We start from the raw sequence: 19606 nt of genomic DNA, 5'->3' as shown, positions 1-19606 counted from the left end.
AAAATGTCGTTTTAAGAGTGAATAAATTATAAAAGTACATATATATATATATTTTTTGATATGGGGGGATTAAGTTGCGAAAAAAAATAATATCGCTTATAGTAACAATTGGACTGGCTGCTACAATAAATATACAGGTATTGGCAGATCCATTATCGGATAAGCTTAGTAATCAAAAGGGCCGACTTGAGGAGCAAAAAAACGAGTACAAGAAAATACAAGATAATGTTGCGGATATAGAAATTTCAATTGAAAAATTGGATTCGACCATAGGAAAAATGGGCATAGAAGTGGATAAAACAAAAGATAAAATAGGTGAGACCCAGAAGCAAATAGAAAAAACAACAAAGGATATACAAGTTGCAGAGGCTAATATTAAAGAAGAAGAGGACTTATTTAATAAGAGAATGCGAAGCATGTATATGAATGGTGCGGATAGCTATTTGGAAGTTTTATTGGATTCCGAGGGAGTAGAAGATCTTATTTCAAGGGTTGACAACATTAAAAAAATTGTGGAATATGATAATAAAATTATTGGACAATTAACAGCTGAAAAGAGTAAAATTGAAAATAAAAAGGTTGTGCTTGAAGCTGAAAAAACTAAGTTATTAGTGTTGAAAACTGATAATGAAAATAAGATAGGCAAGCTTAAAGAAAAGAAGCAAGAACAAGATGCATTAATCAAGGAAGCTGAAAAGAAAAAACAATTATATGCTGGCAAGATTAGTGATGGACAAGCTACCGTAGATGCTACTATGAAGCAAATACAACAAATAAGAGATAATGCAGCTAAGACTGCTCAATCTAATGTTACTCCATCTAGAGGATCAGGATCAGCGTCACTTAGCTCTAATGCGATAGTTGCTTATGCAAGTAATTATTTAGGAACACCATATGTTTGGGGTGCTGCTGGTCCTGAATATTTTGATTGTTCTGGGTTTATGCAACATATATATAACCATTTCGGAGTTTCATTAAGCCGAACTACATATACACAGATAAATGAAGGATCATATGTATCTAGAGAAGCTTTGCAACCAGGAGATTTGATTTTCTTTGGTTCAGCGTCAGATCCACATCATGTGGGAATGTATGTAGGAAATAACTCATATATTCATGCACCTCGTACGGGAGATGTGATTAAAATATCTGAATTGACACGAGGAGATTACCTTACTGCAAGAAGAGTTAAGTAATTATGAATAAAAAAACGGGCTATTTTAATAGTCTGTTTTTTTATTATATAGGAAACAGCTTGCGGAAACCGCTGTGGATAACATTCTAGCTAAAAAATAGATAGAAAAAATCAGATAAATATGAGATGATTAAATCATGAAAATAAATAAGATTACTATAAAACAAATATTTGAAGATAATTATCCAGAGTTTTGGAAATTGAATAAAGAAAAGTATCCTGAAAAGATGAGAGAACATATGAATATCGAAGTAATGAAAATGATAGGATGTGGAGATATTTCATTAGGTTTTGTTGCGTATATATGCTTAAAATGTTTAGAAGTATTTAAAATAGGGTTTACATGCAAAAGTAGATTTTGCAGTAAATGTGGGAAAAAGTACATAAGTGAATGGGTAGAAAAACAAGTAAACAAGATTTTAGATGTACCGCATAGACATTGTGTATTCACAATACCAGCTGAATATAGGAATTATTTTTACTGGAATAGGGAGTGCTTAAAAGATTTACAAGACATGGTATATGAGGCTATAAACGAGTTTGCGAATGGTGTAAACTATAAAAATAGAGAAGAGTATCAGAAAAAGAAAAGGGGTAAAAAAGGAGGAGTACTTTGGCAAAGTGGAATGATAGGAGTAGTGCATACATTTGGAAGGAATGTAGGTTTTAATCCACATGTCCATGCATTGGTTCCAGAAATAAAAACAAAAGGCAATGAAGTTAAGGAGATGGAATACCTTGACTACAAATATTTCAGAAAAGTTTGGCAGTTTAAATTAATAAATTATATGATAAGTAAAAAGCCAGAGAAGAACGCAGAATACTTAAAAATGTTTAAAGATTATCCTGATGGATTCTATATAAATGCAAAATCAAGAATGAAAAGTGCAAGAGGTGCAGCAAGATATATAGGCAGATACTTAGCAAGGCCTGCGATAGCAGAATATAGAATACTTAGTTATGATGAGAAAAATGTAACGTTTTGGTATAAGAGTCATGAAACCAATGAGAGAGTAGAAGAAACAGTTACAGCGCAAGTATTCGTAGGTAGATTATTAATGCATATTACCCCTAAATATTTCAAGATGGTTAGACTATACGGAGTATATTCAGGCAGTATAAGTGTAAAAGTTCGGAAGTGTTTTGGTCTTTTGCAATACATAAAAAGTGGTCTTAAGGCAATTCAGTTCACACTAAAAATAAATTGGAAAAAGGAAACAAGAAAAATGACTTATAGAGAATTAATGATTATTAATTTTTCCAAAGATCCGAGAAAGTGTTTAAAATGCGGCCAGCTAATGGAATTGTGGCAAATATGGCATAGAAAGTATGGGTATATATATGATATGGGAACGTATTAAAAGAATTTTTAAAGGTAAAGTGAATGAGGATAGCATACCATTTCGACCACAAGAACGTGATAAAATGATACTTTTTAAATGTAAAAAATGTGGGTTTGAAGAAGAAGTGCCTGACTTTGTTGCGTTTGAATGTTATACGCCTGAAGAATATGACAAGAAAAGTGGTAGTCCTATTGTTTTGTGTATAGAATGTGGTTCAGATATGATAATTAAGAGGTGATGCCACACTATTTGTGGAGCATCACTTTAATACTCGACCGTAGGGAGATTTTGTTCTTCACGAGAAAATTGTAAAATTTGATTTTTATAAAACAGTAAGTTAACCACAGAAAATACAAGATGGATTATATTTCCTGTGGATAATTATCGAATACTAATATAAACGAATTCAAGAAAAATTGCTATATTAATAGCAAAAGAAGGAATAGAAAAGATATGTGGTATTGCTGAGGGCGGTAATAAGTTTGAGTGTAAAAACATAGCTGACTAAAGCAGGAGTAGATTAGTCAGCTGTTTTATGGGGAGATTAGATAGTATAGGAAGGGTTAGTTTGCAAGTAATTTCAGATATAGCTAAAATCACTTGCAAACTATAATAATTTATTTAAATAAGATAAAAATCAAATGGCAGAAAAAGATAAAAATTGAAAGTAGAAAAATAATTTGATACTCTTTTCTCCACACAACGATTAACAATTTATGAACAGGTAATAATGTATAATGTGGATAAGAAACTTGTCAAAATTACTTTTAATATGTAAATGCTTTTAAACAAGGCTTTCCGTGTAAACTAAATTGTCCACAGCTTCTGTTGATTAAATGTTGAAAACAGTGGATAACTTAATTATAATGATTGAAATTTAGATGTTTGCAATATTAACTGTGAATTAAATCAAATTGCATAACGAGAATCTTGTAAAAACGTAGATTATATTGCGTATTATAAATAATTTAAAAATTAGTGGGTTTTCAAACTAATAATAATTTATATTAACCGCTATTTATTATTAAAGTTTACAGAACGAAGAAAAAATAACATTAATATGGTAATATTTCTATATAAACATACTATATATATGAGTATATTTTTATATGCAAATCTTAGGTTAGTTATTTTCAAATCTCTACAGAAATAATGCGAATTATAAAAAAATAGAAAATAACTTGTAATAGGATATACATATAATATAATATAATTATATGATCAAGACTATAAAATATATTTTATTTAGTATATTAATCTTTGGAAGGTGACAAATGGTGGATAAGGCTAAATTTACTCTAGATAATATAAGTTCATTATCAAAATCGATATCCGAAAACAGCATAATTCTGTATGAAGAATTACCTCAGTACGATTTGTTTTTATCACAAGTGATTGATTACTTAAATGATAAATTTGATGCTGATAATTACACTAATAATATAGTACAGAATTATATAAAAGGCGGAGTTATATCTAAGCCAGAAGATAGTAAAAAAAGAGGCTATACAAAGTTACACCTTGCCCAATTAGTCTTACTTAGCTACATGAGACCTATACTTACGTCAGAGGAAATTAAAAAAGTCTTTAGGCTAGCGTTCAATGAAATTAATGATAGAGATGATGATATTATTTCATGGGAAAAAGCTTATAAAATTTTCTCTGATATGCAAAAGGAAAGCCTTAATCATTTCGTAGAAAATCAGTTTTGTGATAAATCAAAATTACAAAGTATAATTAATGCTTTAGATTTAAAAGAAAGTGACGAGGAAAGAATAACAGTGTTTGTAGTTGTAATGACATTGGTATCACAAGCTAGTGCAATAAAAAAATTAATAAGAAAAATTGTAGATGATTATGAAAATTAAAAAATATAGAAGTGTATATTAACTATTTTAAGCAGGGTGATAACAGAAAATAAAAATTAATATTTATTCAGAAATAGGAATGAAGATCCATTTATAATGGAGCCAATGCCAAGTCTTAAAAAAATAAATCAGAATTAATAGCATTTTTAGCATAAATAGTAGTACACCATAATATTTATTAACTTATAGTTAATAAATATTAAAGGGGTAGATGGATATGATTGGTAAGATGCCAACATTAATTTATGATCTGTGTGGGGACAAAGTAGAAGTTATGAATTACACGAAAGTTTTTTTTGAAAATGAGAATGAAGAGGGTTATGTGCTTCATGTAGAGCAACATGATAGAGTTACATCTATAAGTGAATTTGATTTAGAGAAAAGAGAAGATAAGTATTATTGTACTAGGAAATTGTTTAGTTAACTAAATTTTTGAACATAGTTTTAACGTCATTTATTTAATCACACAAGCTTTATAATTAATAAAGCTTGTGTGATTTTCTGCGTTTATAGTAATATTATATATTTGTAGTATAATCAAATAATGATAAGTATATTTTAGCTTATAAAATAGAAAATACTCTTTATAAATATAAGGGTGAATTAATCGATAAATAGTGTAAATCATATATTTCTAGTGAAATTAATAGTTTATACACTGTTAACTTAACTCGAGATGGTTTATAATTTATAAAATTAACATATGAAATGCAATAAGTCTGGATAAAGGTATGTTTAGCTATAGTATAATAATAATTGGTGTAGGGGGTAAAATATGCTAAGCCAGAAAGAGAAAGCAATGATTTTAGAAAATTTTGCAGAAGAAAATCAACCTATAGAAATAATAAATAAATTAAATGATGGACAATCTGAGGCGGCGGTATATACTGTGGAATTTAGTGAATCGCGTAAATTAGGAGTTCTAAAAATTCAGGAAATGAATGAAAGCGGATTACATAATAAAGCATTCTTACAAGCGATAGAGAATGGAATTGAAGGATATATTCCTAAAATTATTGATGAAGTGGAAATACAATGTGAAAATAATTTAAAGAGATTTGGAGTTTTATATGAATTAGGCGGGGATAATGTACTGGGAATTAAAACATTGAAATATTCAATGGAAAATGAATTAGCATTAGTTAAGCAAACTTCAGAACAAGTAGCTAAATTTTTATATAATTGGAATAAACCTCATACCTCTGAAATTAAATGTCCTATTGATATAATGAAAACTTCCTTAGGGTATAGATTTATGGATGAGAAATTTATAAAGGGTTTTGAAACATTAATGATTGATGAGGATAAAAAATGGCTAGTAATTGATGGAGTTGATAAATTTTTTCCGAATCCATATAAATTTTTTGCAGATGAAAAGATGTGGTGTGGTCGTAAAATAAAATATTTAGATTCATGCATACATGGTGATTTGCACGGAGGAAATATAATTGTTTCGGTGAAAAAACCGTCTATTATTGATTTTGGAAGTTACCAGCTTCATAGTAATGTTTTTTATGATACAAGGTATTTAGAAATACATTCTTTAATGGACTATTTAAAATTCGATAACAATAAACAAAGAAAATTTTGGATTAGTTTATGCGAGGAATTAACAAGAAATGTTAAATATGTTGATATACCAGATGGAGAGGGAGCTAGTATATTGAGAGATATAATACCGGAATTAAGACATGGTATAGACTATTTGCTCTCGGATTCTAGAAATAAACTATATGAGCCATCTTTTTATTTAGCTGGAGTTTCTGCAGGATTGAATTTCATCCGTAAAGCAAAGGATGAAAATAAAAGGATGGCAGCAATGATATATACAATGTATAACTTAAGAGAAGTTTTAAAGCATGAACTTATAGATTTATATAATCCTAGTTTATTATCGAGCACTAGTGTTCAATGGTTTTTAGATGAAGCTTCAATAAGTGAGTATCTAGATAATGATTCAATATATAAAATTGACGAAAAGGCATATCACATTTCGGGTATAATAAAAAATAAATCTATAGAGCTTACAGTTGAGCCTATTATAAACTTAAACAGTGGTAGGGTTAAATCATTAGAAATACTAGTTAGGGATTCAAGATTAGAATTTTTTCCGGATGAAATGTTTGAAAAAGCTAGACTTACCGGCGATTTGGAAAACCTTACTATGCTAGCTTGTGACAAGTTAAATAACTATCTAAACAAACTTAAACCATTTATTGAAGAAGGATTATTTTTTAAGCTTCAATCGGATACAACTAGGCATACTATAAAAAAAGTTATAAAGAAATTGGAAGGGACAAACTTAGTTTTAGAAATTACACAACGTATACCAAGAAGTGCATTTTGGCGCAATTTTGCTGATGAATTAAAATTCAAATTAGCTATGGATAACTTTGGAGAAGGTAACTCTAATATGGTAGAATTAATAAAAATGAAGCCGCATTTTATAAAAATTTCTCAGGAAATAGTAAAAGATGTGCATAAAGATGAAATAAAAGCATTGATGATAGAACATATGGTTAAAATGGGGATAAAAACAGGAATGAAGATTATAGCCGAGGGAATACGAACCTTGGAAGAAAAGGAAAAGCTAATGGAATTAGGTGTTGAATATGGACAAGGTACGTATTTTTCTTCAGCTATGCTTATTGATCATGCAGATTATGGAATTTGGGAACAAGGATTTTAGAATTTTAATGACATTTCAGAAGGAAGTCTCCCACTTCTATAAGTGGGAGTTATAGCCCCTAACAAACAGAAAATAAAATTTTATTTTAAAAGACAGATGGCGTTAGATGAGATTCCTTCTAGGCGGCCAGTAAACCCAAGGCCTTCCTCTGTAGTAGCTTTAATGTTAACTTTATCTATAGGTAATTGTAGAGCAGTTGCAATATTTATTACCATAGGGGTTATATGGGGTGCCATTTTAGGGTTTTGTGCAATTATTGTAGCATCAATATTTTCTATTATGTAATTCTTATTTTTTATTAAACTGCCTACATATTTAAGTAGGACAATGCTAGACATGCCTTTATATTTAGCATCAGTATCGGGGAAGTGATTTCCAATGTCACCAAGAGCCGCAGCGCCTAAAAGAGCATCTATGATAGCGTGAACAAGAACGTCTGCATCTGAATGCCCTAGTAATCCAGCCTCGTGCGGTATGGTTACTCCACCAAGTATTAAACTTCTACCCTTAACTAATTTATGAACATCATAGCCCATTCCAATTCTCAAGCGAATTACCTCTTTTCAATTTAATTTATAAATATTTTAAATATATAGAAATGTAACAGTAGGAATATATACTTTTCTTTATATAATATAGCATTTCATGAGAAGGTAATCAAGAAAATTTATTCGCGCAACATATTAAAATATGTAGTGAGGCACTCACGCATTTAGTAATAGGAAACATGATGAGAAAATAGCCAATAAGTTATTAACATGTTATACACAAAACTGTGGATAGTGTGCATAACTTAATAATAAAATTTTGAAATATTTTATTTAAAATGCAAGTATTTACAAAAAAAAACTAAAAACGTCTATAATTAATGCTATAAAGTATTCATTAACATCAAACCCACACATTATCCACAAAAAAGATGTGGATAATGTGTATAAGCCTTAAATATTTTATAAAAATTTACAAAAACATACATAATTTTAGTGCATTTGTGGATTAGTAAATCTTAATGTGTATAATCTGTTAGTCTAAATAAAAAACAGTAAAAAATTTCAAATTATTAGTAAATTTATGAAAATGATAGAGTGAAATATAACACAATATTTATAGAAAAATAAAAATTAATTACTTAGAAAGAATTTTAAAAGGTTGAGAAAAAGTTATCAAGTTTTTTAGTGATAACTATAACAAATTGTCTAGTAGCGTGCCTAAGCATCAGAAATGTAATTAAAATGTAATAGCTATAAAACAGTAAAAAATTAAAAAAATCTGAAATTGTCGGGAGTCCCATAAAAGAAATTACCTTTGAGTCAGTACGAAAAATATTGTATAATATTTCATAGAAAAAGACTAAAGAAATATTTGAATTTAAGGGAAATAAATAAATAATTACTAATAATTTTAAAGTGTATTTACAGAAAAAGGCAGAAGTTAAATAAGATAGTTATTATTAACTAAGACTAACAAGTTATCCACAATTTCTGTGTGAATAATGTTGATAACCTTTATATAAGCCAAAAAGCACACAAATTTGTGTGCTTTTTAACTGCATTTAAGCATAGAATATGATGTTTAAGCATTTTCAGTTTTAATAGAATCAGAAATTAACTTATTAATACCGACTAGTTCTTTTGGCGTTAGATATCTCCATTTCCCAAGGGGTAAGTTGTCTATAGAAACATTCATAATTCTAAGCCTTTCAAGTTTCACAACAGCATACCCTAAATGCTCACACATTCTTCGTATTTGACGGTTAAGTCCTTCTGTTAAAATTATTTTAAAAACATATTTGCCTTCTTTTTTTACAAAACATTTTTTAGTTATAGTATTTAGTATAGGAATACCATTTGCCATACTCTTTATGAAATTAGGGGAGATAGGTTTATCTACAGTAACAATATACTCTTTTTCGTGGTTATTACCTGAACGTAAAATCTTATTCACAATGTCTCCATCGTTAGTTAGAAATATAAGACCTTGAGAAGGTTTATCAAGGCGACCAATAGGGAAAATTCTTTTTTTAAAATTTATAAAATCTATGATATTTCCATTAACTTTATGCTCTGTAGTGCAGGTTATTCCAACGGGCTTATTGAAAGCTAAGTAGACGAATTCTACTTTATGTTTTAATGGTTTACCATTTATTTCAATGTAATCAGCTGCAGATACTTGGGTGCCCATTTCAGGGATTTTGCCATTTAAGGTGACGTTGCCTTTGTCAATCAGTTTATCTGCTTCACGCCTAGAGCAAAAACCCGTTTCACTTATAAATTTATTTAATCTAATTTTTAAAGCACTATTTTCATAGGGTTGAATAATGTTTTTCTCTTTTTCATTAGGTGTGGTTTTCATTTTGCACCGTCCTTTGGGATTATAAAATAAGATTAATGTATACAACTCATATTATATGGTTAAATCATTTCCTGCGGAGATTAAATGTCGTTAAATAATCATACAAATAGTTGTAAGGGTATCTTAATCGGGATACCCTTAGTCAATTACAGCTTGACCATTATTATTTAGTGATACCTTGAAATTATGTGTACCAGCATACCTATTAAACTCAGTTAAGTTAATTGGAGTTTTATTTTTATTTTCAGAAACAAATATATAAATTTTTAAACCGTCATCCGCATGTGCTTTAGTTAGGTATTTTTGTTTAAGCGATTCATCTAAAATTAAATGAAGTGCTTCATCCAAGGATTTATTTTCTAAATTTACAAGTTGTTTTATTTTATAGCCTCCAGGACTTCTGCCTTCTACTTTTGTAATTTTATTTGAACCGTTTACCTCCATTTTTAGAGAACAATTCATGTCGACTATAACAGAAAAATTATATCTATTATCCAAATATAATTTTCTTATTGAAAATAAAAGTAATAGGATGCAAGAAATAGCCAATAAGTATTTCCAAACGGAAATGCTTCGAAATTCTTTACCTACATATAGTTCGCCTATTTTAGGATTAGCCGTATGCTTTTCAAGGGTTACAAATTCATTATTTTGCGTTATGATATAGACCTTATTTTTTTCAATGTTAATTATTTTACCGGATTTTTGCATAGTGGCACCCCTTTTATATGATATAGTACTCTCGGAAACTCTCAAGCCATTGCTAATTCTAGGTTCATTTTTATTCATATATCAACTTCACCCCAGAATTTCTTCGAGTTTTATATCTTTCGGGTAGCATAGATAGTCTAAGCTATCCCTAGTATTATCGATTTTTTTTAATTAAATAGTTTTAAATAAGACTTGACAGCAGTAAAAATTTCGCAAAATGAATTTTGTATATTATTACCATTTTTCATTTATAAGGAGTGATTTTTATGTTAACTGTTAAGGCCTCACATACTCAATATCAAAATTTTGTTGAAACATTTCTAGAAAAATTCTTTATTCAAAATAATCAAGAAATTACTTTGTTTGAGCGTAGTTCAATAATAACAAAAATCTGGTCTGCCGACCTAACCGGAATTGTCCCTCTAATACAAAGTGCTTATTCTAAATCCAATCAAGGGGCTCCGCCCAAAGATGCGGTAGCTTTACTCAGATCACTTATTATTATGGCTTATTGTAAAGAAACCAGCATATCATCTTGGATAAAGACATTACGTTCAGAACCGTTTTATGCAATTCTGTCAGGCTTTATCCCTGCTTGCTACTCGCCTTTTAAAGCCGAAGGCATAGTTGCTGATCAAATACCTGGCATAGGTACTTTTTATGATTTTATGGATAGGCTGATTCATAAGGATAAAATCCTATATAAATCCAAACTGCGTAAATTGAAACGTAAACCAAGTAAAAAACAAAAGAAAAACCAAAAGATGAATAACTCCAAATCTGGTGTAGTCGAACGTTTAGTTAAAAGAATCTTAAAATATGATAATTCTAAGCTTTCTGACAGAATAGAATCCAAAATGAACAACATACTTAAGGAATTATTTGTTATTCCTTCCTTATCAATGGGCATTTTGGGTGACCCTTCTAAACTAAATATTGCTGGTGATGGAACTTGTATGCCTACACAGGCTTCGCCTTATGGTAAAAAAGTTTGTGATTGCAAACTTAAACCAGGAGAGCATTGTGCTTGTTATCGAAAGTTTACCGATCCCAGTGCTAGCTGGGGTTGGGATAGCTTTAATGAACACTATTACTATGGTCAAACTTATCACGGGTTCACTGCCTGTGATAGTTTTTACAGCCTACCTATCCATATTAAATTTGTTAGTGCAGCACGGCATGATTCTGTTACCGGTGTTTATGCACTTAAAGAGATTGTAGATTTATACCCTGAAATTAAATTCTATTCCGTAGCCTTAGATTCTGCCTATGATGCTAATGCATTTTATCTTTTATGCATGCATTATGGAATAAATCCTATTATTGATTTAAATTCACGTTCTTTAAAACCTTCATCAGGCAGTGATTTTGTTGAACTTGACGATAAGGGCATTCCTCATGGGAAAATTTGTGGACATCAGCTTCGTAATTGGGGAATCGTCCGTAAGGAATTTAGGCATAAATGGTTATTCCCAGTTCAATGTGACCACTGTGAAAAATGTCCTATTAAAAGCAAGAAAATTTATTACACTAAAACATTAGATAATCCAAGATATTTTACTCCTATACTAAGAGGTTCAAAGCAATGGAAATCTCTTTATAAACGACGTTCAACTACTGAAAGGTGTTGGGATAGAATAAACAACGACTTCCATGCTGAAAAAGCGATTATCTATTCCGTTGGTCGCAGAATAACAAGAGTATTTCTTGGTGCATTTTGCTGTTTTATAGATGCTTGGGCTAATGAAAAAGAGGTAACAATTGCTGATATCTTCCCGGTTTTCAAGAAAATAGCTGCCTAATTTATAATCAGTTTTAACTCAATAACCAGCCTACGGCTTTTTTAAAATAGTGTATAAAAAAGCCTTTTTATCATGCCTACTATTAATTCAAGTATAGCATTTCATCCAAATAAATACTTTTATTCCTCAAATATGGGAATTGTTAATTATTGTTTTTCGAGTACACTCATGATAATACCCATTGATTTTATTTATATGCTGTAAGTATATTTAAAAATGATAATGGATTGGAATTTATGCCTGCCAGGGTTATGGCGAGGAGATAAACCTAAGTAATTATTTACAGGAGAATAAATGTAATAAATTAATTTTTTAAATTATAGAGGCTGATAAGCATTATATTCAGGATTTAAGGAAACTATGATATACAAAGTATGCACTGAGTTTCAATTATTATTATATCACATGAGAAGCTTATTAATAATTCCATTAGTTCATAAAGATAAGAAATATGGATTAGTGATAATGCTAAATCATAAAAGGGTAGCATACAATGAAATTAAGAGGGCTAATGACTTCTCTTTTGTTATTTAGTATATATTTTAGGGTCAAAATAAATTAAGGCATATTATAATAAAAAACCTCACGAACATTAAAAAGTTTGTGAGAGTTTTTATTACAATATAGGGGAAAGTAATCTTGAAATAGATTCCTTAAATTTAACACTAAAACTTCTATTGACATATTTTTCGAGAGTTAATTCATCGCAAAATTTTAAATCGTCCATAAAAAAACGTTCTAAGTCGGAAGTTATTTCTTTATCATATATAAAAGCATTAATTTCGAAGTTTAAAGTAAAGCTTCTAATATCTAAATTAGCGGTGCCTATGGAGCTTATAGACTTATCAATAGAAAGAAATTTACTATGAAGAAAGCCCTTAGTGTAGGTATAACATTTTACGCCTGATTCTAGTAGCTCTCCCATATAAGATGTAGAAGCCCAATACACAAAGGGATGATCTGGTTTACTAGGTATCATTATACGAACATCGACTCCGGATAAGGATGCTATTTTTAAAGCTTCTAATATACTGTCATCTGGAATAAAATAAGGAGTTTCTATAAAAATGTTGGTTTCAGCTTTGCTAATCATTTTTAAATATCCATTTCTAATAGACTTCCAAGTGGAATCAGGACCGCTTGAAACTATTTGTAGACCTGTATTTCCAAGGTGAGTCCTGTGAGGGAAATACTTATTATCAAAAATTGAATTTTCATTGGCGGCAAATCTCCAATCCATTAGGAAGTGCAATTCTAATGCATCTATTGCATCGCCCTGTATGAATAAATGGGTATCTCTCCAAAATCCAAATTTTTTAGAAAGTCCTAAATATTCATCACCAATATTAAAACCACCTATAAAGCCATATTGACCATCGATAGTACATATTTTACGATGATTTCTAAAATTTACCCTTAGATTTATATAAGGAACAAAGGGTGGGAAGAAACAAACAACTTTTCCGCCAGCCTCAATTAGTGGAGCGAAAAAGCGCTTAGGCACTTTAAGGCATCCCATACCATCATAGAGTAATTCTACCTCCACCCCTTCTTTAGCTTTTTGGGATAAAATTTCAAGAATAGTTCTTCCTAAATTATCATTTTGAAATATATAATACTCCATATGGATATATATTTTTGCATTTTTAAGGTTTTCTTTAAGTTGATCAAATTTTGATTTGCCATCAGTAAATATGGTTACCTTGTTATTATTAGTGTAAAAAGAATTATCACTGCAAAGATTAAGTGTCATAATGTCAGAGTATTTACTTAAAAAAGGATTAGTTTTAATTAAGTCTTCATTATTTAAGAACTCCTTTTGTTTATCAATAATTGAGGTAAGATTCTCTTTTTCTTCTTTTTTTAGAGAAAACAATTTTTTTCTTTTTAAATTTTGACCAAGAAATAAGTATAGAATAAATCCTATGGTAGGTAAAAATAGTAATACCATAAGCCAAGTCCAAGTACTTGCAGGATTTTTGCGTTCAAGAAATACAACTGCCAAGGCGAAGAGGATATTGATAATAAATAATAAATTTAAAAAATGTAATAATAGTTCATTTGTAAACATATGTGCCTCCAAAAATTCATTTTATCTTATAATGATAGTATACATATAAAAGCGTATAAAAAAACATTAAAAATACGCATAAATAGAATATTTTTTTATTAAATATTTTTGAGTAAAATAGAAATATTTCAATATTATAATTTATATTATTAAAGGAATAGTAAGTTTTATGGTATAATAAAATTAAATTGCTGAAATCAACTTATGTGAAGAAGTATGTTTTGAATTGAATTTATGAATATATTAATAATATGTATTGTTTTTTTTATTTGTGCATGAAGGGTTATACTAGAATGCTACTTTAAAAATGAAGATGGAATCGGGGATAAGGATATGGGGTTAGTTCATAGAATAGTTGATGAGGAAATAAACAAATCCTTAGAACTTATAAAAGAATTAGAACTTGTGATGAATGAGATTCAAAGTAGCGAAAGTCTATTTAGTTCTAATATTCAAAATATGTCTTTAACTAACAAACAAAGTATATTAGATAAGTGGGTTAGTTATGTAGGATGTTATAATGAATTGAATGAAACTCGGGAAAAATATAAAAATAAACTTATATTAAAACATACAGAAGATTCACACACTAAATATAAAAATATATTATTAATTTATGCCTCAACTATAGCGATACGTAAAAATGCTGTATTGTTAGCTAACATTATAGAAAAAAATAAGTATTTGGAGTCAATGTTAAATGAGGCTAGGCCCGAATATAATATTAACAAAAAACAATATTATTATATTACACAAGAAATTACAGAAATTTATTATATGATATCTTTGTTTAGGAATAAGCATTACTTTGATTTTATGGTACATCACTATGAAGTTTATGGATATGAAAGAGATGAAAACGAAGAAGAATTATTAAATTACGCAAGTTACAATTATTTGAATGTTATAAAACTTGTTAAAAATCATAGAAATATAGTTAAAAATAATATGATTAATTTTTTTGGAAAAAATATTTTTGATTTTTGGTTCCCATTTCAAAAATGGGTCGCTATAAGTATTACTGGAGTTGATTACTCTAGTAGAAAAGAGAAATATGTTAGTAATGAAGATATTAATATTATAAAAGAAGAATTGCTACCAGGGGATATACTTTTAAAGAGAAACAATTATCAGCTAACCAACCTGGGATTACCAGGATTTTGGACTCATACTGGGATTTATATAGGTTGTTTAGAAAAATTGGACAAGTATTTTAACGACATCCCACTGGGGGATTGTTTGTGTGTTTCAGAGTATGTAAAAGTAATTTATCCTAAAGTATATGATAGTTTATGCAATCAAAATAATGGAGAATATATTATAGAAGTTATTGCCCCTGGTGTGGTAATAAATCCTCTAGATGCTATTGCAAAAGTTGACTATTTTTCTGCATTACGTCCTAAATTACCTAAAGAGGATAAATTAAAAGCATTGTTTACAGCGTTTGAATCTTTAGGGAAGGCATATGATTATAATTTTGACATTATGACAGATAACGCTTTGTTTTGTAGTGAATTAATTTATAAATCGTATTTATGTTCAAGGAATAAGAAAGGGCTTACATTTAACTTAGAAGCAAAAGCTGGCAGGCTATTACTTTCACCTAATAATATTATTAAAAAATTTGATTCAGAATTTGATAGTGAAAATGCAGAATTTGATTTTGTAATATTTTATGATGGTAGTGAAAGAGAAAGAAAAGCTATAAGGAAAAGCGAAAATGATTTAAAAATAACTTGGAAGCTATCTAAGTGGAGAATGTTAAGGAGAAGGGTTATTTTAAAAACAGAAATAAGGTATCCTATAGTAAAATTAAATGCAGCATTGTCAAAATTAAAAATTATTTTATATGGTGTGTTTTATTAATTGTGATATATGTATATAATATAAGCATTGTATTAAAAATATAGTTAAGTATTAAAAAATATAGTTAAAATATTAGATTAAATTCTAAAACAGAAAGTAGGATAAATAATAAATATGAGAAATATAAAAATTGTAATAGAATATGATGGTACTAGGTATAAAGGATGGCAAAGACTTGGAGATAGCGATAATACGGTTCAGCACAAAGTAGAAGCCGTTTTAAGTAAGATGGCAGAAGAAAATATTGAAATTATTGGGTCTGGAAGAACAGATGCAGGAGTACATGCAACAAACCAAGTAGCAAATTTTAGAACAGAATGCACAATGCCAGATCATAAAATGCGTAGTTATTGCTATGAATATTTACCAGAAGACATTGTAGTGAAGACGGTCGAAGAAGTGGACCTCAATTTCCATGCTAGATATAATGCTAAAGTTAAAAAATATGTATATAATATTTGTAATAACAAAGCACACAATGTTTTTACTAGAAAATATGATTATCATGTGCCACAACCTCTAAATATTGAAAATATGAGAAGAGCATCAGAAATTTTAATAGGAGAACATGATTTCCAAAGCTTTACAACGCTTAAAACAAAGAAAAAGTCTACTATAAGAAATATTTATACAATAAATATTGTAAATGATGATGGAAATATAGAAATTAGTGTTCAAGGAAATGGATTCATGAAAAATATGGTGAGGTTAATAGTTGGAACACTTGTTGAAGTGGGCCTGGGTGAAAAATCCGTAAATGAAATTAGTGATATTTTAGATAAAAAAGAAAGAAAATATGCTGGACATATTGCACCAGCAAAAGGCTTGTTTTTAGAAGAAGTTAATTATTAGAAACCAATAAAATGGTTAATATTACAGCACCAAAGGTGATGATTTAAAAAAGGCACATAAGTATTAACTTATGTGCCTTTTTTTAGTTTTATGTTTAGTTAAAACATCTCCTGTATAGCTGAGCATCTTATTTGAATATACCTTGTGCAGCTATATATACCAAACTACAGTATTCCTTCATTTTTTAATATAGCTTCAATTTCATCAACTTTTCTAGAGAGAATATAAAAACTATCTTTTAATATATTTTTTGGAAGAGGAGTTTCTTTTATAGTTTTTTCTAACACGTCTATAGTGTCGAGTGCATCATCAATGCCCTTTTGTGCTAGTTTTAGATTAGCTTTTTTCATTTTTTAATCTCCTTTAACTTATGTTATTTCATTAAATATACTTAAACCCTAACATTAGTAATTACTAATTTCAAGTTAAGAATGACTTTTATTTTATGTAAAATCGAAAAAATTAACTTTTCTTATTCTTAAGAATTTTATTTTTAACATCTTTCAAAATAGAATCGAAACCTTTGAATTTTACGTCAGGAAAGGCTTTTATAAGTCTTGAATAATCGGGGGATTTTTTGAAAACCAAAGAATCATATTTTACTTTCAATTCTTTTATGATAGTCTCAACGTCAGATTTTTTCTTACTCATCTTAATTTCGGCACTTTCTATTAACTGGTCCAATTTAATTTTTAATTCAGACATATCCTTAGTATTCCCTAAATTTAATTTAAAATCTGGAAGCTTATCGATTAAATCTGAATATACTGTATTTAATTGGGTTAATAGAGACCTTAATTTAAATATTGTATTCACAGTAATTATAAAATCAATGAAGAAATATAGGAATAGAATATAAAAAAGTGTTATGCCTGGGATAGCTGGTATTAAATTTACTATATAAATAATATAGGGGTGAATTACCTTCAAAATAAATATGGAAACAAAGCCCCATATTATAGAAAAGGATAAGCAAATTCTACCCTTAAGATTGTATGGCTCATCACTGTAATCCCACCAAGTACTATTAAATGCAGTTTCTAGAATATAACCTGTCATATACTCTAGAGCAGAGGTTAAGAATACTGAACCTAAAAAAAGAAAAATATAATTAGTTTCAATATGCTTTAGTAAAATAATTATTGCCAAAGTACCAAAACCATAAATAGGACAAAAGGGACCATGGAGGAAGCCACGGTTAATGAATTCTTTTTTCTTAACTGTAGCATATACTGTTTCGAGACACCATCCCATAAAGGAATAGATAATAAAATAATAAAAAAGCGTAAATACGCTAGAATTTAACAAAGTCATATTAATCATAGATTAACTCCCTTTTTTTTAGCCCATTGTACATTGAATAAGAAAATGATAACACAAAAATCGTTTTTTTTATAGTATATGGGATGAATAAATATTATTATATGCAATTTTATAGAAATAACTACATATATATTAATTAAGCAATGATAATTAATTTGAATTCTAGGAGGAAAATACATGATAAATATTATTTGGTTTTTAATTTTATCATTAGGGACAATTATTGGTATTGTTACAGGAAAAGGAGAGATTTTATCAAAAGTTATTGTTTCATCAACAACTAGTGCTGTGGAATTAGTAATGGGACTCGTTGGGATGATGTGTCTTTGGTGTGGGATAATGAGAATTGCTGAAAAAAGTGGATTAACTGATAAATTGGCAAGGCTGCTTAGGCCAATATTAAAAATTATATTTAAAGAAGCTGGAAAAAACCAGAAGGCGATGGCTAGTATTACCATGAATTTAACAGCCAATATGATGGGACTTTCTAATGCAGCCACACCCTTTGGCATAAAGGCTATGGAAGAGATGCAGAAAATTAATAATGAAAAAGATATAGCTAGTGATGACATGGCTTTATTTTTAGTTTTAAATGCTGCATGCATTCAGCTTCTGCCTACAACGGTGATATCTATTAGGGCTGCGTATAACTCTCAAAATCCAGCAATTATTATAATACCTGCAATAATTGCAACAGGTACTGCTGCAGTCTTAGGCGCGGTTTATTGTAAAATTCTACAAAGGTATTTTTAAATATATAGAAATATTAATGTTTAAATTTAGATGGGGTAGGTGAAATAGGATGATTATAGCTAATTTAGTATCGTATATTTTAAAGGGAATAATTCCAATTATCATTACGCTTGTGGTAATATATGGAGTTATTAAGAAGGTGAAGGTATATGAGTGTTTTGTTGAAGGCGCAAAGGACGGAATAACTATTTGCCTGAAAATTTTTCCGTATCTTTTGGCTATGATTATAGCTGTTAATGTATTTAGGGCTTCCGGGGCTTTAGACTTTTTTATTTATTTAGTAAAACCAGTTGTTGTGTTTATTGGACTCCCCCCTGAAGTTGTTCCTTTAGTTTTAATAAAACCACTTTCAGGAAGTGGAGCTTTAGGAGTATTCACTGATATTATAAAGCAATATGGAGCAGATAGTTACATAGGACGCGTGGCATCCATAATAATGGGATCAACAGAAACCATTTTTTATACCTTGACAGTATACTTTGGAGCGGTAAATATAAAAAAAATAAGGCATACACTAGTAGCGGCAATATTAGCAGATATTACAGCAATTATAATGGCAGTTAACCTGGCTAAGTTCTTCTTTTAAGGACATTTTAAAAGGGAAGTTCCCCATTTATATAAGTGGAGATACATAATATAAGAAAGAGAAAACTTCAGTGGGGTATAAATCTCCTTCTGAAGTTATTAATGTTGCAGCTTCCAAGAAGATTAAACTTATAACACAAATTGTAAAAGAAAGAAAAAGTATGATATTATAAATATACTGGAGTAAAATAAGGTA

The 19606-nt window shown here is 29.2% G+C and carries 18 protein-coding genes; 12 read left to right on the top strand and 6 right to left on the bottom strand.

Annotated features, from left to right (window positions below):
- Nucleotides 1-74 precede the first annotated feature (74 nt).
- The 6 genes from ACWJKP_RS20090 to ACWJKP_RS20065 all read left to right on the top strand — a co-directional run bounded on the left by ACWJKP_RS20090 (nt 75) and on the right by ACWJKP_RS20065 (nt 7095).
- Nucleotides 75-1196, top strand: a complete 1122-nt coding sequence (locus ACWJKP_RS20090) for a C40 family peptidase (protein WP_165414574.1) — start codon at nt 75-77, stop codon at nt 1194-1196.
- Between the two features lie 136 nt (nt 1197-1332).
- On the top strand, nt 1333-2556 hold the full coding sequence (locus ACWJKP_RS20085) for an IS91 family transposase (RefSeq protein ID WP_165415065.1): 1224 nt from the start codon (nt 1333-1335) through the stop codon (nt 2554-2556).
- Nucleotides 2537-2776: a hypothetical protein gene (locus tag ACWJKP_RS20080; protein WP_165415064.1), complete on the top strand. Its 240-nt coding sequence runs from the start codon at nt 2537-2539 to the stop codon at nt 2774-2776. Before ACWJKP_RS20085 ends, ACWJKP_RS20080 begins: the two co-directional genes overlap by 20 nt.
- A gap of 1036 nt (nt 2777-3812) precedes the next feature.
- Entirely contained in the window at nt 3813-4406 is a 594-nt protein-coding gene (locus ACWJKP_RS20075) for a DUF1836 domain-containing protein (RefSeq protein ID WP_165414858.1), read from the top strand.
- A 217-nt stretch (nt 4407-4623) separates the two neighbouring features.
- Complete coding sequence (locus tag ACWJKP_RS20070; protein ID WP_165414859.1) at nt 4624-4830, top strand: hypothetical protein; 207 nt, start codon at nt 4624-4626, stop codon at nt 4828-4830.
- 351 nt (nt 4831-5181) lie between these two features.
- Nucleotides 5182-7095, top strand: coding sequence for an EAL domain-containing protein (locus ACWJKP_RS20065; RefSeq protein ID WP_165414860.1), 1914 nt, complete (start codon nt 5182-5184; stop codon nt 7093-7095).
- A gap of 80 nt (nt 7096-7175) precedes the next feature.
- Here ACWJKP_RS20065 and ispF read toward each other — a convergent pair whose 3' ends face one another.
- From ispF to ACWJKP_RS20050, 3 genes are all read right to left on the bottom strand, one after another.
- Complete coding sequence (ispF, locus tag ACWJKP_RS20060) at nt 7176-7643, bottom strand: 2-C-methyl-D-erythritol 2,4-cyclodiphosphate synthase (RefSeq protein ID WP_165414861.1); 468 nt, start codon at nt 7641-7643, stop codon at nt 7176-7178.
- Between the two features lie 1024 nt (nt 7644-8667).
- Complete coding sequence (rluF, locus tag ACWJKP_RS20055; protein WP_165414862.1) at nt 8668-9447, bottom strand: 23S rRNA pseudouridine(2604) synthase RluF; 780 nt, start codon at nt 9445-9447, stop codon at nt 8668-8670.
- A 138-nt stretch (nt 9448-9585) separates the two neighbouring features.
- Nucleotides 9586-10236 carry an anti-sigma-I factor RsgI family protein gene (locus ACWJKP_RS20050; protein WP_165414863.1) on the bottom strand — a complete coding sequence of 217 codons (651 nt, stop codon included), beginning with the start codon at nt 10234-10236 and terminating at the stop codon, nt 9586-9588.
- 188 nt (nt 10237-10424) lie between these two features.
- On the opposite strand from ACWJKP_RS20050, the gene ACWJKP_RS20045 reads away from it, so the two are divergent.
- Nucleotides 10425-11960 (top strand): transposase, encoded by a 1536-nt coding sequence (locus tag ACWJKP_RS20045; RefSeq protein WP_224578683.1) that lies wholly within the window; start codon nt 10425-10427, stop codon nt 11958-11960.
- Between the two features lie 360 nt (nt 11961-12320).
- On the top strand, nt 12321-12494 hold the full coding sequence (locus ACWJKP_RS20040) for a hypothetical protein (protein WP_165414488.1): 174 nt from the start codon (nt 12321-12323) through the stop codon (nt 12492-12494).
- An 82-nt stretch (nt 12495-12576) separates the two neighbouring features.
- Here ACWJKP_RS20040 and cls read toward each other — a convergent pair whose 3' ends face one another.
- Nucleotides 12577-14031, bottom strand: coding sequence for a cardiolipin synthase (gene cls, locus ACWJKP_RS20035; protein WP_165414489.1), 1455 nt, complete (start codon nt 14029-14031; stop codon nt 12577-12579).
- A 333-nt stretch (nt 14032-14364) separates the two neighbouring features.
- Here cls and ACWJKP_RS20030 point away from each other — a divergent pair, with 333 nt between their 5' ends.
- Both ACWJKP_RS20030 and truA read left to right on the top strand, forming a co-directional pair.
- Entirely contained in the window at nt 14365-15897 is a 1533-nt protein-coding gene (locus tag ACWJKP_RS20030) for a YiiX/YebB-like N1pC/P60 family cysteine hydrolase (RefSeq protein ID WP_165414490.1), read from the top strand.
- A gap of 114 nt (nt 15898-16011) precedes the next feature.
- Nucleotides 16012-16749, top strand: a complete 738-nt coding sequence (gene truA / locus ACWJKP_RS20025) for a tRNA pseudouridine(38-40) synthase TruA (RefSeq protein ID WP_165414491.1) — start codon at nt 16012-16014, stop codon at nt 16747-16749.
- A gap of 164 nt (nt 16750-16913) precedes the next feature.
- Here truA and ACWJKP_RS20020 read toward each other — a convergent pair whose 3' ends face one another.
- Nucleotides 16914-17099, bottom strand: coding sequence for a hypothetical protein (locus ACWJKP_RS20020; RefSeq protein ID WP_165414492.1), 186 nt, complete (start codon nt 17097-17099; stop codon nt 16914-16916).
- Nucleotides 17100-17211: 112 nt separating this feature from the next.
- Entirely contained in the window at nt 17212-18072 is an 861-nt protein-coding gene (locus ACWJKP_RS20015) for a putative ABC transporter permease (protein ID WP_165414493.1), read from the bottom strand.
- Between the two features lie 177 nt (nt 18073-18249).
- On the opposite strand from ACWJKP_RS20015, the gene ACWJKP_RS20010 reads away from it, so the two are divergent.
- Nucleotides 18250-18825, top strand: coding sequence for a nucleoside recognition domain-containing protein (locus ACWJKP_RS20010; RefSeq protein ID WP_165414494.1), 576 nt, complete (start codon nt 18250-18252; stop codon nt 18823-18825).
- Nucleotides 18826-18874: 49 nt separating this feature from the next.
- Nucleotides 18875-19411: a spore maturation protein gene (locus ACWJKP_RS20005; RefSeq protein ID WP_165414495.1), complete on the top strand. Its 537-nt coding sequence runs from the start codon at nt 18875-18877 to the stop codon at nt 19409-19411.
- Nucleotides 19412-19606 lie beyond the last annotated feature (195 nt).

The sequence above is a fragment of the Clostridium sp. CM037 genome, from assembly GCF_055081095.1.
The sequence above is the reverse complement of the archived record's forward strand: the minus strand, read 5'-3'. Positions and strand labels throughout refer to the sequence as shown.